This is a genomic window from Mesorhizobium sp. BH1-1-4 (assembly GCF_020165665.1).
Taxonomy (GTDB): domain Bacteria; phylum Pseudomonadota; class Alphaproteobacteria; order Rhizobiales; family Rhizobiaceae; genus Mesorhizobium.
On sequence record NZ_JAIUIN010000033.1, the window covers coordinates 37,114 to 48,629 of the forward strand.

An 11,516-nucleotide genomic window follows, 5' to 3' on the forward strand; every position below is an offset into this window, starting at 1 on the left:
CGGACCAAGGAGATTTTCATGACCAGATATGTTTTGCCCCTCGCGCTCGCCGCTGCAATCGCTTTTCCGGCGATGGCTGGAGCCACCGATCTGCCGACGCCGCCCCGTATCATCGTTTCGGGTGAAGGCGAAGCCACCGTGGCTCCCGACCTGGCGGTCCTGACGCTCAGCGTCATGCGCGAAGCCAAGACGGCGCGCGCCGCGCTCGACGCCAACAATGACGCCATGGCCGCCGTGATCGCCGCGATGAAGGCCGCCGGCATCCAGGATCGCGACCTGCAGACCGCGGGCATTCAGATCAACCCCCGCTACAATTACACCAACAAGCCGGACGGCAGCCAGGAGGCCGAACTCGTCGCCTATCAGGTGACCAACACGCTTTCGGTGCGCGTGCGCGACGTCGACAAGACGGGCGAGGTCCTCGACAAGGCGGTGTCGCTCGGCGTCAACCAGGGCGGCGGCATCGCCTTCACCAATGACAATCCGGCGGCGACCGTCACCGAAGCGCGCAAGAAGGCCGTCGCCGACGCCATGGCCAAGGCCAAGACGCTGGCCGAGGCGGCCGGCGTCAGCCTCGGCCGGGTGCTCGAGATCACGGACCAGAACATCAGGCCGGCGCCGATGCCGATCAACGCCAAGGCCTTCGACGCCGCGGCCGGCGCGACACCCGTGCAGGCCGGCGAGAACGCCTACAATGTGCAGGTCACCGTCACCTTCGAACTCAAATGATTGGCGAACTGAGGTAACCGGTTGAGCCGATGGCCTGTCCCGCCGGTCATCGGTCAGCCCTTGGCTCCCATGAAAAACCCCGCGGGATCGCTCCCGCGGGGTTTTTTCGAGCCGCGCCCATCCGACGGACAGGGGCTCTACTACTCCAGGCTGATCTTCGCAGAAGATCATGCCTCCAGGCTAATCCTCGCAGAGGATTATGCCTCCAGACAGACCGACGCAGAAGATCATGCCTCCAGGCTAATCCTCGCAGAGGATCATGCCGCTAATCGATCTTCGCGGCCGAAAAAGCCTCAGCGGTCGATGACCGGGCAACCGCGCTCGTTGGCGAACACGACGACGACACGGTCGCCATATTGACGGCCCACCACCTTGATCACGCGGCGGTTGACATCGACGATGCGGGCACGGTGCAGTCCCATGCGCTCGGCCTTGTCGAGGGCGCGGTCCGGCGAGCAGCCACGGCGCCAGTCGCCGCGACGCTCGTCCCGGCGGTGGCGATAGCCGTCGTCGCCGGCATAGACGCCGAAGCGAGGATCCTGGTTGTTGCCGAAGCCGAGGTAGAGGCTGTCGGAATGGGCCGGCATGGCCGCCAGCGTGCCGAGGCCGACCAGAGCCGAAAGCGCTGCCGTCTTGATGGTGTTGTACATGGTTCTCTCTCCTTGTTGCGGGCTTGCGCCCCTCCTCGTGAAACCGATAGCGGGAGAATGCACTGGCCTGTCTGAACTATTTACGAACTCGCCGTTCATCCGCGGTTCATGTGGCGCCAACGGGGCAAATCGCCGGCCATCCGCAAATTCCTCGCCGGCCTAAATCTTTCGCCGATCCAATTCTTTCGCCGATATTGAACAATATCGCGCCAAACGCCTTGTCCCCGAGCCGGGTTCCCCCGAAAGCAGCGATCTTCGCCCGCAACTGCGGCCGATGTCTGCCTCAGGGCTCGTCGTCGAGCATATAGTCAAAATAGTCCTCGGGTTCGGCCAACTCCGTCTCGCTCGCCTTGACCCGGCCCCGCATCGAGATGCCGGCCTCATGCACGGTCTCGGCACTGCCCGAGACCAGGCGGTGCCACCAGTAGAGGTCGCGGCCCTCGGCCACCAGCCGGTAGGCGCAGGTGCTGGGCAGCCAGCTGATGGTGCGCACATTCCGCGGCGTCAGCCCGACGCAATCGGGAACGCGCGCCAGCCGGTTGGCATAGTCGGCGCAACGGCAGCTCTCGGCGTCGAACAGCCGGCAGCCGACGCTGGTCCAGTAGATTTCACCGGTATCCTCGTCCTCGAGCTTCGACAGGCAGCATTTGCCGCAGCCGTCGCAGAGCGATTCCCACTCCGTGGGGCTCATCGCTTCCAGCGTCTTGGTTTTCCAGAACGGCGTTTCCATCTCCGGCATGTGGCCCCAGCAGCCGCCAAGGTCAAGCGCCGCAACGGCCGCAATGCGGCGGCAACCCGGCCGAATGACACGAATTTGCCTTCAAAAGGCCGGCCAATCGCCCCGTACGGCCCCTAACGATGGGCAACCGGAACCAATTTCGTTAGAAGCGGTTTCGGCAAGGATGGGACCCCACAAGGAGAATTTCGATGAAACGCCAATCCCGGATTCTGGCAGGCACAGCCCTTGGCCTGCTGATGGCGTCCGCGCCGTTAGGCGCAACCCCGCTGCAGGGAACAGCCGCGTTCGGCCCCATGCAACGCGACGCGACACCGCTGATCATCCTGGCGCAGGACACGCCCACCGACCAAGGGCAGGGCGACCAGGAACAGCCGCGCAAGAAGAAGCGCGAGCAGCAACAGCAGACCGAACAGGCGCCGGCCGCCGAGCAGCCCGCGCCAGCGGCCGAGGAACAGCAGCCGCGCAGGAAGAAGCGTGACCAGCAGCAGCAGGCCGAGCAGGCGCCGGCCGGCGAGGCGGCACCCGCAACCGACGAGCAGCAGCCGCGCAGGAAGAAGCGCGACCAGCAGCAGCAGGCCGAGCAGGCGCCGGCCGGCGAGGCCGCACCTGCAACCGACGAGCAGCAGCCGCGCAGGAAGAAGCGTGACCAGCAGCAGCAGACCGAGCAGGCGCCGGCCGCCGAGCAGCCCGCTCCAGCCACCGAGGAACAGCAGCCGCGCAAGAAGAAGCGCGATCAGCAGCAGCAGACCGAGCAGGCGCCGGCCGGCGAGGCCGCACCCGCCACCGACGAGCAGCAGCCACGCAAGAAGAAGCGCGACCAGCAGCAGCAAACCGAGCAGGCGCCCGCCGGCGAGGCCGCACCCGCCAACGACAACCAGCCGACCAAGCCCGGCAGGAAACACAAGCAGGATCAGCAGAACGAGGCGCCGGCCGCCGTGCCGGAGACCGCCCCGACCCCGAAGGAGGCTCCCGCGGGCGAAGCGACGCCGAAGGTTGAACCGGCCCCCGCCGGCGAACAGCCGGTCCAAGGCGAGCAGCCCCAGGACAAGACGAAGAAACACGGCAGGAAACCGGCTGGCGAACAGCCCGCGAATGGCGAGCAGCCCGCGACCGGGGAACAGCCTGCGACCGGCAAACAGCCCGCCACCGGCGAACAGCCGGCGACGGGAGAGCAGCCCGCCACCGATGGCAAGGCCGCGCCTGTCCAGGGCGAAAACCCCGTTCAGGGCGAAGCACCCGCCGACAAGAACGCCGCTCCGATTCTCGACAGCCAGAAGGATGCCCAGCGTAAGGGCGGCGGCCGCAAGCATGGCGACAACAACGGCCAGCAGAATGGCGAGCAGCAGAATGGCGGGCAGAATGCCCAGCAGGGCGGTGACCAGGGCCAGAAGCCGGTGGTCGCTCCCGTCGACCAGGGTCCGCCTCCAACCGACGACAAGGCTGCCCAGCAGGAGATCAAGCCCGAAAAGATCGTCCCAGTGACGGAAGAAAAGGGCAAGCGCCGGGACCGCGCGCCGGATGAAAACATCCGCGACCGCCAACGCCCCAAGGGCGTCGACGTCCTTAAGGAGATCGGCGACCGCGTCATCATCCAGCTTGGCGGCCAGACGCTCGTCCAGAGCAACGATCGCCCGCGCCTGACCCGCGGCGCCAAGGATGTCTACTACGAGGACCTGCCGCAAGGCCGCACGCGCGAGACGGTCGAGCGCGACAATGGCTTCCGGATCGTCACCATACGCAACCGCTACGGCGACGTCATCCAGCGCTCGCGCATCACGCCCGACGGACGCGAATATGTGCTGAGCTATGTCGACGAGCGCAGCTACCAGGACGAAAATGACTGGCGCGACCCCGGCGATGACCTGCCGCCGATGCGGCTGACCATTCCGCGCCGGGATTACATCCTCGATTCCGAGGATGTCGAAAGCGACGACGACTACTACACCTTCCTCGAACAGCCGCCGGTGGAGAAGGTCCAGCGCCTCTATTCGATCAACGAGGTCAAGCGTTCGGCCCGCGTGCGTGACATTGCACGGCGTATCGACCTTGACACGCTGAACTTCGAATTCGGCTCGTCTTCGATCTCCGACACCGAGGTGCAGAAACTGGAGGGCGTCGCCAACGCCATGGAGAAACTGCTGAAGAAGAATCCGGCGGAGACCTTCCTGATCGAGGGCCACACCGACGCCGTCGGCACGCCGGAGGCGAACCTTGCTCTGTCGGACCGCCGCGCCGAAGCGGTTGCCGAAGCGCTGACCAATGCCTTCGGCATCCCGCCCGAGAACCTGACGACGCAGGGCTATGGCGAGGAGTATCTGAAGGTCGACACCTCGGCGCCCAACCGCGAGAACCGGCGCGTCGCCATCCGCCGCATCACCTCGCTGGTGGCGCCGGTGGCCAGCAACAACTGACCATGATCGCGAAAAGCGAAAGCCGCTTTTCCGAGAGGATCATGGTCCGTCAAATGTCTGCTTTTCCAGAGGCTTGAGGCGGCCTCTGGAATCAGATCGGCAAGAAGGACCCATGCCGGCTCACCGCGGTGGGTCCTTCTTGCCTTCAGCTGCCCGGTTCAACAAGAATTGTCCAGGCGTCAGGCTCCGCTCATTGAATAGCGAAGCCGCCTACCCCAGATTCAGGGCTGGGCGTTCCCTGCCCCGTCCCGACTCCAGCGGGACGCATTGAGCCCCGCCGGGTCCCCTCTCCGGCGGGGTTTTTTGCTTCCGATTTTGTCTTGCAAACCGCCCCCGGGTGGCCGAAATACGCCCCGACGGACAAGAGAACCAGCGGAACCACCTATGAAGCGTCTCGAACTCGCCATCCAATCGATCATTCTTGCCTCGCGCTGGCTGCTGGTCGCCTTCTATATCGGGCTCGGCCTCGCTCTGGCCGTCTACGCGCTGTCGTTCTTCAAGAAACTCTACGAGTTCATCACCACCGTCTTCCTGCTGGGCGACACCGACACCATCCTGAAGATGCTCGGGCTCATCGACGCGGCCCTGGTCGCCTCGCTTGTGGTGATGGTCATCATCTCGGGCTACGAGAACTTCGTCAGCCGCTTCGACGCCCAGGCTGGCGAGGGCGGCGTGCACTGGCTGGGCACGATCGATGTCGGCTCGCTGAAGGTCAAGGTCGCCTCGACCATCGTCGCCATTTCCTCCATCCACCTGTTGCAGGTGTTCCTCAACTCGTCCTCCTATTCGACGGACCAGTTGATGTGGCTGACCATCATCCATCTCGCCTTCGTCGTCTCGGCGCTGATGCTGGCCTATATCGACCGGCTGATGGGCCTGAGCAAAGGCAAGAAGGAGGAGATAGGCTGAGACTCGACAAAGACGGAGTTGAAGGCTCCCAGACTTCGTCATCCCAGGGCGGAGCAGCCGGGTAGCGGCGTCGCGAAGACCCTGGGATTCATTCCGTGACATCGGCCGTAGAGTGCAGGGGCGCGGAATTCCGCACCGCGGCAACGCTCCGGAGTCCCGGAATGGATCCTGGGTCTGCGCTGCGTCGCTTCGCTCCTTGCTTCGCCCCAGGATGACGAAGTGGAGCCAATTTCCAAGTGATACGTCCGGCGTCGAAAGGCTAGTATATGCTCTTGATATTCGTCTCGGTACGCGCGAACACCTCGTCCGGCACGAAAAAATCTCCGGCCAGCGGGCCGGTGGCACCGGGCGCATAGGGGGAAAAGTCGCTGACACCCTCGGCGCGCAGCACCTCCTCGTCAATGTAGAAATTGCCTGTCGCCTCGCGCGATGGCCGCATGAAGATCGCGTGCGCGGCATCGGCCATAATGTCGGGCGAGCGGCTCATCGCCGCCACGGTGGCGCCGCCCAGCAAGTTGCGCACCGCGGCCGTGTCGATGGTCGAGATCGGCCACAGCGAATTGACCGCGATGCCATCCTTGGCGAATTCCGCGCTCATGCCCAGCGTGCACATCGACATGCCGAACTTGGCCATGGTGTAGGCGACGTGGTTCTTGAACCATTTGGCCTTCATGTCGAGTGGCGGCGCCAGATTCAGGATGTGAGGATTTTTAGCCAACTTCAGGTGCGGAATGCACATTTTGGACACGAGGAAGGTGCCGCGCGTGTTGATCTGATGCATCAGATCGTAGCGCTTCATGTCGGTTTCCAGCGTGCCGGTGAGCTGGATGGCGCTGGCATTGTTGACGCAGATATCGATGCCGCCGAATGTCTCGACAGTCCTGGCGACCGCCTCGGCGACCTGCGCCTCCTCGCGGATGTCGCACAGCATGGGCAGCGCCTTGCCGCCGGCCTGCTCGATCTCTTGCGCCGCGCTGTAGATGGTGCCCGGCAGCTTCGGATGCGGCTCGGCGGTCTTGGCCGCGATCGTCACATTGGCGCCGTCGCGCGCGGCCCGCAGCGCGATCGCCAGCCCGATGCCGCGCGACCCGCCGGAGATGAACAGCGTCTTTCCCTTGAGCGACATTTCCTTGCGCCTCCCTGCACTCTTTTCGTCGGCACGATCCTTGCCCGCGCTGCGGCGGGATACAAGAGCTTGCGACGGGAAGCCATGGTGACGCAGCGGAGGCTGGCCAGGTTGGGATGCAAAACCGTTTGGACTGGCAGGCACGCGGGTATATATTCTATACAAATAGGACGATTATAGAATGGCGCTATCGATCAAGAATATGGAAGTCGAGCAGCTGGCGCGCGAACTCGCCCATCGCCGACGCGTGTCCGTGACGGAGGCTATCCGTCAGAGCCTTGAGCGCGAAGTCGCGCGCGAGAGGCTGGTGCCACGCGATGAAGCAAGCGACCTGCTTCAGCGGCTGATGGCAATTGCCGACAGCGCGGGAAAAATCCCCGAACGCGAAAATGCGATGACGGACGACGAAATCCTCGGTTACGACGAGTTCGGAATCCCCACGAAATGATTATCGATTCCTCGGCTCTCGTCGCCATACTGCGTGTCGAGCCCGGCTTCGAACGATTCGTGCTCGCGATCACGCAGGCCAAGAGACGGCTGCTGGCGGCGCCAACCTTTCTCGAAACGACGATGGTGCTCGCGGGCGGCAGGCAGGACGAAATCCTGGATCGTCTCGACAGCTTCCTGCGCACCGCCTCGATCGAGACAATCCCCTTCACCGCCGACCACGCCGCCGTCGCCCGCCAGGCCTTCCTGCGCTATGGCAAGGGCCGGCACCCGGCGGCGCTGAATTTCGGCGACTGCATCGCATACGCCATGGCGAGGCTCGAAGCCATGCCATTGCTTTTCAAGGGCGATGACTTTCGTCTGACCGACATCGAAGCGGCGGTCTGAGCACTATCAGACCAGAACCAGCCCCTCCCGCATCGCAATGGCGATGGCATCCGTGCGATTGGCCGCACCCAGCTTGATCAGGATCGCGGCGACATGGAACTTCGCCGTGTGAACCGAGATGTTCAGCCGCCGCGCTATGACCTTGTTGGGCGCCCCTTCGGCAAGCAACGCCAGCACTTCCGCCTCGCGTGGCGACAATGCCGGCCGGGCGGCGTGTTCGTCCAGAACCTCATCCTCGAACGGCTCGCCATCTCCGGCCTGGAAATCCCCATAATGTTCGGGCGTGCGGCCATCGCCCGAGACGCGATAGCCGGCCGCCGCCAGCCGCGCCGCCGCGGCGATCAGCTGGTCGTCGGCGCCGGCGGGCATGACGGCAAACACCTCGCCGGCGGGCCGCTCGCCGCCGGCGCTCCCCGAGAGCAGCACCCGGGGCAGCGACGCCGGCACGGCATCACCGCTCCTGTCGTCGACGATCGCAACGTCGGCCCTGCCGCCGCCAGCCACGACCGGCAACAGGTCGTCGCTGGCGGCAAGCGAGGCCGCCAGGCGCTCGGCACGCGCGGCATCGGCAAGCGCGACCAGCACCACCAGCCGCCGCGAGGCGGCGCTGTCGGTCCTGATCCGGTCGCTGGCGAGCGTTTCCATCATTGCTCTCAGCTCAGCGGCTTTTCGCCGACGGTGAGCCGGACATCGCGCTGTTCGCCGCCGCGCACGACCCCAAGCGTCACCGAAACGCCGGCGCTATCGGGTCCGAGCTTGCGGATCAGTTCACGCGGGCCATGCACCGCCTCGCCATTCCACGCCACGATGATGTCGCCGAGCGAGAGGCCGGCGGCCTTGGCCGGGCCATTGTCGTCGAGGCTCATGACCATCGCGCCTTTCGCGTCGCGGTCGCGCACCGGATGCAGGCCGGCGCCGAGATAGCCGCGTGCGACATGGCCCTTTTCGCGCAAGGTGGCGACGGCCCGCTCGATCGTCTCGTAGGGCATGATCAGCGCGCGGCCGCGCGGCCCGAACAAAAGCATGCCGATCAGCGCGCCCTTGGCGTCCAGCACCGGGCCGCCCTCGAAGCGGCCGCCGGCGCCGACGGCCAGGTTGATGCGCCGGTCGATGGTGCCGCCGCGCATCGAGCGCCAAGCCGGACCAACCTCGCCGACCGAGCCGGACACAGCCAGTGCCGAACCCTGGCTGCTACCGATGGCAATGGCGATGTTGCCCGGCAGCACGGCGTCGGCCTTGCCAAGCACAGGCGCGGTGGCCGCATCCGTGGGCTTCAGCAGGGCGACGCCGGTCGATGGATCGCGGCCGACCAGTTCGGCCTTCACCGTCTCGCCGGAGGCCAGCGTCAGTTCGATCTCCTCGCCGGCCTCGACGGCCTCCTCGGCGGTGACGAAATAACCGTCGCCCCAATGGAAGGCACTGGCCGTGCGGTGATGATGGGTGGCGAAACTCGCCGTCGCGGGAGCCGCCTTGGCGGCCAGATCGGCGATGGCGTCCGAAAACGCGCTCAGATTGAAGTCGCTCATATGGGTCTCCTGGGTTTCTTGCATGTCCCAGATATCGCTCGACGGCGCGCTCGCAGGTACTCGCCTGACGGCTAGTTGCTGGCTGGACTGGCCATCTGGTCAGGTCGCGGCGCTTCCGGCCGCTCCGCACATATAGTGCGTGTCGCCCAAAAGTGCTCAGCGGTTTTGGGAGAACGACACAGACGGGAAAATAGTCATCCTTACGCCTGAAAACACGGAGCCCTTCCATGGCCCTTGCCGCCGCCAAATTCGAACCCGACGAGAGCTTGCTCGATGCCTATTCCTCGACCGTCGCGGACGCGGTCGACCGCATCGGCCCGGCCGTCTGCCGCATCGAACGCATTGGCGGCCAGGGCGGCCACGGCTCGGGCTTCGTCATCGCGCCGGACGGGCTGGTCGTCACAAATTTCCATGTCGTGGGCGACGCCAGGACGGTGCGCGTCTCGATGCCGGACGGCGCCTCCAGCGAGGGCCGCGTGCTCGGCCGCGACCCCGACACCGACATCGCCCTGGTGCGCGCCGACGGCAGCTTCGCCGATGTGGCGCCGCTCGGCGATTCCAAGCGGTTGCGGCGCGGCCAGATCGCGATTGCCATCGGCAATCCGCTCGGCTTCGAATGGACGGTTACCTCGGGCGTCGTCTCGGCGCTCGGCCGCTCGATGCGCGCCTCGACCGGGCGGCTGATCGACGACGTCATCCAGACCGATGCCGCGCTCAACCCCGGCAATTCCGGCGGCCCGCTGGTGTCGTCGGCGGGCGAAGTGATCGGCGTCAACACCGCCATGATCCACGGTGCGCAAGGCATTGCCTTCGCCGTCGCCTCCAACACCGCCCGGTTCGTCATCTCCGAGATCATCCGCTTCGGCCGCGTGCGGCGCGCCTTCATCGGCGTTTCCGCCGACACCACCAATTTGCCGCGCCGCGCCGCCCTTCTGTCGCAGGTCTCGACCAGCACGGCGGTGCGCCTGCGCAGCGTCGAGAAGGACGGCCCGGCCGCCAAGGCAGGCCTCAAGGAAGGCGACATCATCGCGGCGATAGACGGCCGCCCGGTCACCGGCGTCGACGACCTCGTACGCATGCTCGACGCCGAGCGCATCGGCCGCGAGACCCTGTGCACGGTGGTGCGCCGCACGGGCGTCAGCCAGGTGGCGGTGACGCCGGTGGCGCGCGCGAGCTGAGGCTGCCGCTCAAGCCCCCGCGGCACCCTGCGCATACTGCGCCAGGAACTCCTCGCTGGGCGGGATCGGCTTGATGATGTCGATCAGCACGCCGTTGGGGTCTTTGGTGATGAAATGGCGCTGGCCGAAAGGCTCGTCGCGCAGCGTTCGCAGGATAGGCAGGCCGGCAGCCAGGATCCGCGCATAGACCGCATCGGGGTCGCGAACCTCGAAATTGATCAGCAGGCCCGAGCTCCGCCCTCGCCCCTCCTCCGGGATCGTCCCATGGTCTCCCTGGACGATGCCAAGGTTGACGCGCCTGTTATCCGCCGATTGCAGATGCACGTACCAGTCGCTTTCAAACAGCGGCCGGAAGCCGAAATGCCTGACATAAAAGGCCGCCGTGCCGGCGACATCGCCCGTCATCAGCACCGGATAGTAGCTCGTCGTCTTCATCTTTGCCTTCTCCCGTCAATTAACATACAGTCTGCATGTAAATCGAATTAACATACAGGCTGCATGTATGCAACAGGAATCCGCCCGCCGCTCGAACCGGGACCGCACCGAGGCGACGCGCGCCGATCTGATCGCGGCGGCACGCAAGCTGTTCACGGAAAAGTCCTATGCCGAGACCGGTACGCCGGAGATCGTCGCCGCCGCCGGCGTGACGCGCGGCGCGCTCTACCACCACTTTGCCGACAAGCAGGCGCTTTTCGCCGCCGTGGTCGAGCAGGAAGCCGCGGCGGTGGCGCGGGAGATCGACCGCGCCTCCCCGCCCTCGCTCAGTGCCCGCGATGCGCTGATTGCCGGATCCGACGCCTATCTTGCCGCCATGCGCGCGCCCGGCCGCACGCGGCTCCTGCTGCTCGACGGCCCGGCCGTGCTCGGCCGCGCCGCCATGGATGCCATTGACAACCGCCACGGCAACCGCTCGCTGCGCGAAGGCCTTGTCGCGGCAATGCGCGCACGGTCGATGACAAAGCTGCCGGCGGAGGCGCTGACGGCCCTGCTCGGCTCGGCTTTCGACCGCGCGGCGCTGGCCATCGAGGCGGGTGCTTCAGCCGAGGATTACCGCGCCGTTCTAACGGCGCTCATCGATGGCTTGTCCCGCGCATAGTTGACGAGCCAACGGCCGCCTGCCTCCTTTCAATCGAGGGCAAGCATCGCGGTGAGGACGAAAACCGCCGCGCGACGCAACCCGAACCCGTACGATGTCGTTATGTCTGGGCTCGCCCACCCCGTGCGAGTTCACATCGGGACGGACACATGAAGAAGACCTATGAAAAACCGACATTACGCAAGCGCGGGAAATTGACCGCCCGCACGGCGCAGATCGTGGTTTCCGGGGTGACGGTGATCTAGAGCGGGATGAGTTGAGGCTGAATCGAAGACGGATTCCCTTAGGCGAGCAAATCTGATTCAACCTTGTTGCTGG

Annotated in this window: 14 protein-coding genes; 8 read left to right on the forward strand and 6 right to left on the reverse strand. The window is 65.5% G+C overall.

Annotated features, from left to right (window positions below):
• The first annotated feature begins 18 nt into the window (after positions 1-18).
• The gene (locus tag LB569_RS30050; protein ID WP_224695165.1) at positions 19-729 is read left to right on the forward strand and encodes an SIMPL domain-containing protein; all 711 of its coding nucleotides are present in this window, start codon (positions 19-21) and stop codon (positions 727-729) included.
• 293 nt (positions 730-1,022) lie between these two features.
• Here LB569_RS30050 and LB569_RS30055 read toward each other — a convergent pair whose 3' ends face one another.
• Together LB569_RS30055 and LB569_RS30060 are read right to left on the reverse strand one after the other, a co-directional pair.
• A complete protein-coding gene (locus LB569_RS30055; protein WP_224695166.1) occupies positions 1,023-1,379 on the reverse strand; it encodes a hypothetical protein in 357 nt (118 codons plus the stop codon).
• 283 nt (positions 1,380-1,662) lie between these two features.
• Complete coding sequence (locus LB569_RS30060; protein ID WP_140710049.1) at positions 1,663-2,109, reverse strand: YcgN family cysteine cluster protein; 447 nt, start codon at positions 2,107-2,109, stop codon at positions 1,663-1,665.
• A gap of 197 nt (positions 2,110-2,306) precedes the next feature.
• On the opposite strand from LB569_RS30060, the gene LB569_RS30065 reads away from it, so the two are divergent.
• Together LB569_RS30065 and LB569_RS30070 are read left to right on the forward strand one after the other, a co-directional pair.
• Positions 2,307-4,529, forward strand: a complete 2,223-nt coding sequence (locus LB569_RS30065; protein ID WP_224695167.1) for an OmpA family protein — start codon at positions 2,307-2,309, stop codon at positions 4,527-4,529.
• 384 nt (positions 4,530-4,913) lie between these two features.
• Positions 4,914-5,438 carry a TIGR00645 family protein gene (locus tag LB569_RS30070; protein WP_224695168.1) on the forward strand — a complete coding sequence of 175 codons (525 nt, stop codon included), beginning with the start codon at positions 4,914-4,916 and terminating at the stop codon, positions 5,436-5,438.
• Positions 5,439-5,697: 259 nt separating this feature from the next.
• Here the strand turns inward: LB569_RS30070 and LB569_RS30075 are convergent, their stop codons facing one another.
• Positions 5,698-6,564 carry an SDR family oxidoreductase gene (locus LB569_RS30075; RefSeq protein WP_224695169.1) on the reverse strand — a complete coding sequence of 289 codons (867 nt, stop codon included), beginning with the start codon at positions 6,562-6,564 and terminating at the stop codon, positions 5,698-5,700.
• Positions 6,565-6,745: 181 nt separating this feature from the next.
• Here LB569_RS30075 and LB569_RS30080 point away from each other — a divergent pair, with 181 nt between their 5' ends.
• Positions 6,746-7,012, forward strand: coding sequence for a type II toxin-antitoxin system VapB family antitoxin (locus LB569_RS30080; RefSeq protein ID WP_140709998.1), 267 nt, complete (start codon positions 6,746-6,748; stop codon positions 7,010-7,012).
• A complete protein-coding gene (locus LB569_RS30085; RefSeq protein ID WP_224695170.1) occupies positions 7,009-7,398 on the forward strand; it encodes a type II toxin-antitoxin system VapC family toxin in 390 nt (129 codons plus the stop codon). Before LB569_RS30080 ends, LB569_RS30085 begins: the two co-directional genes overlap by 4 nt.
• A 6-nt stretch (positions 7,399-7,404) precedes the next feature.
• Here LB569_RS30085 and LB569_RS30090 read toward each other — a convergent pair whose 3' ends face one another.
• Both LB569_RS30090 and LB569_RS30095 read right to left on the reverse strand, forming a co-directional pair.
• Positions 7,405-8,043: a helix-turn-helix transcriptional regulator gene (locus LB569_RS30090; RefSeq protein ID WP_224695177.1), complete on the reverse strand. Its 639-nt coding sequence runs from the start codon at positions 8,041-8,043 to the stop codon at positions 7,405-7,407.
• Positions 8,044-8,051: 8 nt separating this feature from the next.
• Positions 8,052-8,924, reverse strand: coding sequence for a S1C family serine protease (locus LB569_RS30095; protein ID WP_224695171.1), 873 nt, complete (start codon positions 8,922-8,924; stop codon positions 8,052-8,054).
• A 227-nt stretch (positions 8,925-9,151) separates the two neighbouring features.
• Here LB569_RS30095 and LB569_RS30100 point away from each other — a divergent pair, with 227 nt between their 5' ends.
• Entirely contained in the window at positions 9,152-10,102 is a 951-nt protein-coding gene (locus tag LB569_RS30100; protein ID WP_224695172.1) for a S1C family serine protease, read from the forward strand.
• Between the two features lie 9 nt (positions 10,103-10,111).
• Here the strand turns inward: LB569_RS30100 and LB569_RS30105 are convergent, their stop codons facing one another.
• A complete protein-coding gene (locus LB569_RS30105) occupies positions 10,112-10,537 on the reverse strand; it encodes a VOC family protein (protein ID WP_224695173.1) in 426 nt (141 codons plus the stop codon).
• A 67-nt stretch (positions 10,538-10,604) separates the two neighbouring features.
• On the opposite strand from LB569_RS30105, the gene LB569_RS30110 reads away from it, so the two are divergent.
• Both LB569_RS30110 and LB569_RS30115 read left to right on the forward strand, forming a co-directional pair.
• Positions 10,605-11,198: a TetR/AcrR family transcriptional regulator gene (locus LB569_RS30110; protein ID WP_224695174.1), complete on the forward strand. Its 594-nt coding sequence runs from the start codon at positions 10,605-10,607 to the stop codon at positions 11,196-11,198.
• A 149-nt stretch (positions 11,199-11,347) separates the two neighbouring features.
• Positions 11,348-11,443 (forward strand): putative RiPP precursor, encoded by a 96-nt coding sequence (locus LB569_RS30115; RefSeq protein WP_210242293.1) that lies wholly within the window; start codon positions 11,348-11,350, stop codon positions 11,441-11,443.
• The last annotated feature ends 73 nt before the right edge of the window (positions 11,444-11,516 follow it).

What these genes read in the sequence shown, in the direction of transcription:
- LB569_RS30075 (WP_224695169.1), bottom strand. Translation starts at nt 6,564, where the DNA reads ATGTCGCTCAAGGGAAAGACGCTGTTCATCTCCGGCGGGTCGCGCGGC.
- LB569_RS30095 (WP_224695171.1), bottom strand. Translation starts at nt 8,924, where the DNA reads ATGAGCGACTTCAATCTGAGCGCGTTTTCGGACGCCATCGCCGATCTG.
- LB569_RS30100 (WP_224695172.1), top strand. Translation starts at nt 9,152, where the DNA reads ATGGCCCTTGCCGCCGCCAAATTCGAACCCGACGAGAGCTTGCTCGAT.
- LB569_RS30055 (WP_224695166.1), bottom strand. Translation starts at nt 1,379, where the DNA reads ATGTACAACACCATCAAGACGGCAGCGCTTTCGGCTCTGGTCGGCCTC.
- LB569_RS30070 (WP_224695168.1), top strand. Translation starts at nt 4,914, where the DNA reads ATGAAGCGTCTCGAACTCGCCATCCAATCGATCATTCTTGCCTCGCGC.
- LB569_RS30110 (WP_224695174.1), top strand. Translation starts at nt 10,605, where the DNA reads ATGCAACAGGAATCCGCCCGCCGCTCGAACCGGGACCGCACCGAGGCG.
- LB569_RS30105 (WP_224695173.1), bottom strand. Translation starts at nt 10,537, where the DNA reads ATGAAGACGACGAGCTACTATCCGGTGCTGATGACGGGCGATGTCGCC.
- LB569_RS30085 (WP_224695170.1), top strand. Translation starts at nt 7,009, where the DNA reads ATGATTATCGATTCCTCGGCTCTCGTCGCCATACTGCGTGTCGAGCCC.
- LB569_RS30060 (WP_140710049.1), bottom strand. Translation starts at nt 2,109, where the DNA reads ATGGAAACGCCGTTCTGGAAAACCAAGACGCTGGAAGCGATGAGCCCC.
- LB569_RS30090 (WP_224695177.1), bottom strand. Translation starts at nt 8,043, where the DNA reads ATGGAAACGCTCGCCAGCGACCGGATCAGGACCGACAGCGCCGCCTCG.
- LB569_RS30050 (WP_224695165.1), top strand. Translation starts at nt 19, where the DNA reads ATGACCAGATATGTTTTGCCCCTCGCGCTCGCCGCTGCAATCGCTTTT.
- LB569_RS30080 (WP_140709998.1), top strand. Translation starts at nt 6,746, where the DNA reads ATGGCGCTATCGATCAAGAATATGGAAGTCGAGCAGCTGGCGCGCGAA.
- LB569_RS30115 (WP_210242293.1), top strand. Translation starts at nt 11,348, where the DNA reads ATGAAGAAGACCTATGAAAAACCGACATTACGCAAGCGCGGGAAATTG.
- LB569_RS30065 (WP_224695167.1), top strand. Translation starts at nt 2,307, where the DNA reads ATGAAACGCCAATCCCGGATTCTGGCAGGCACAGCCCTTGGCCTGCTG.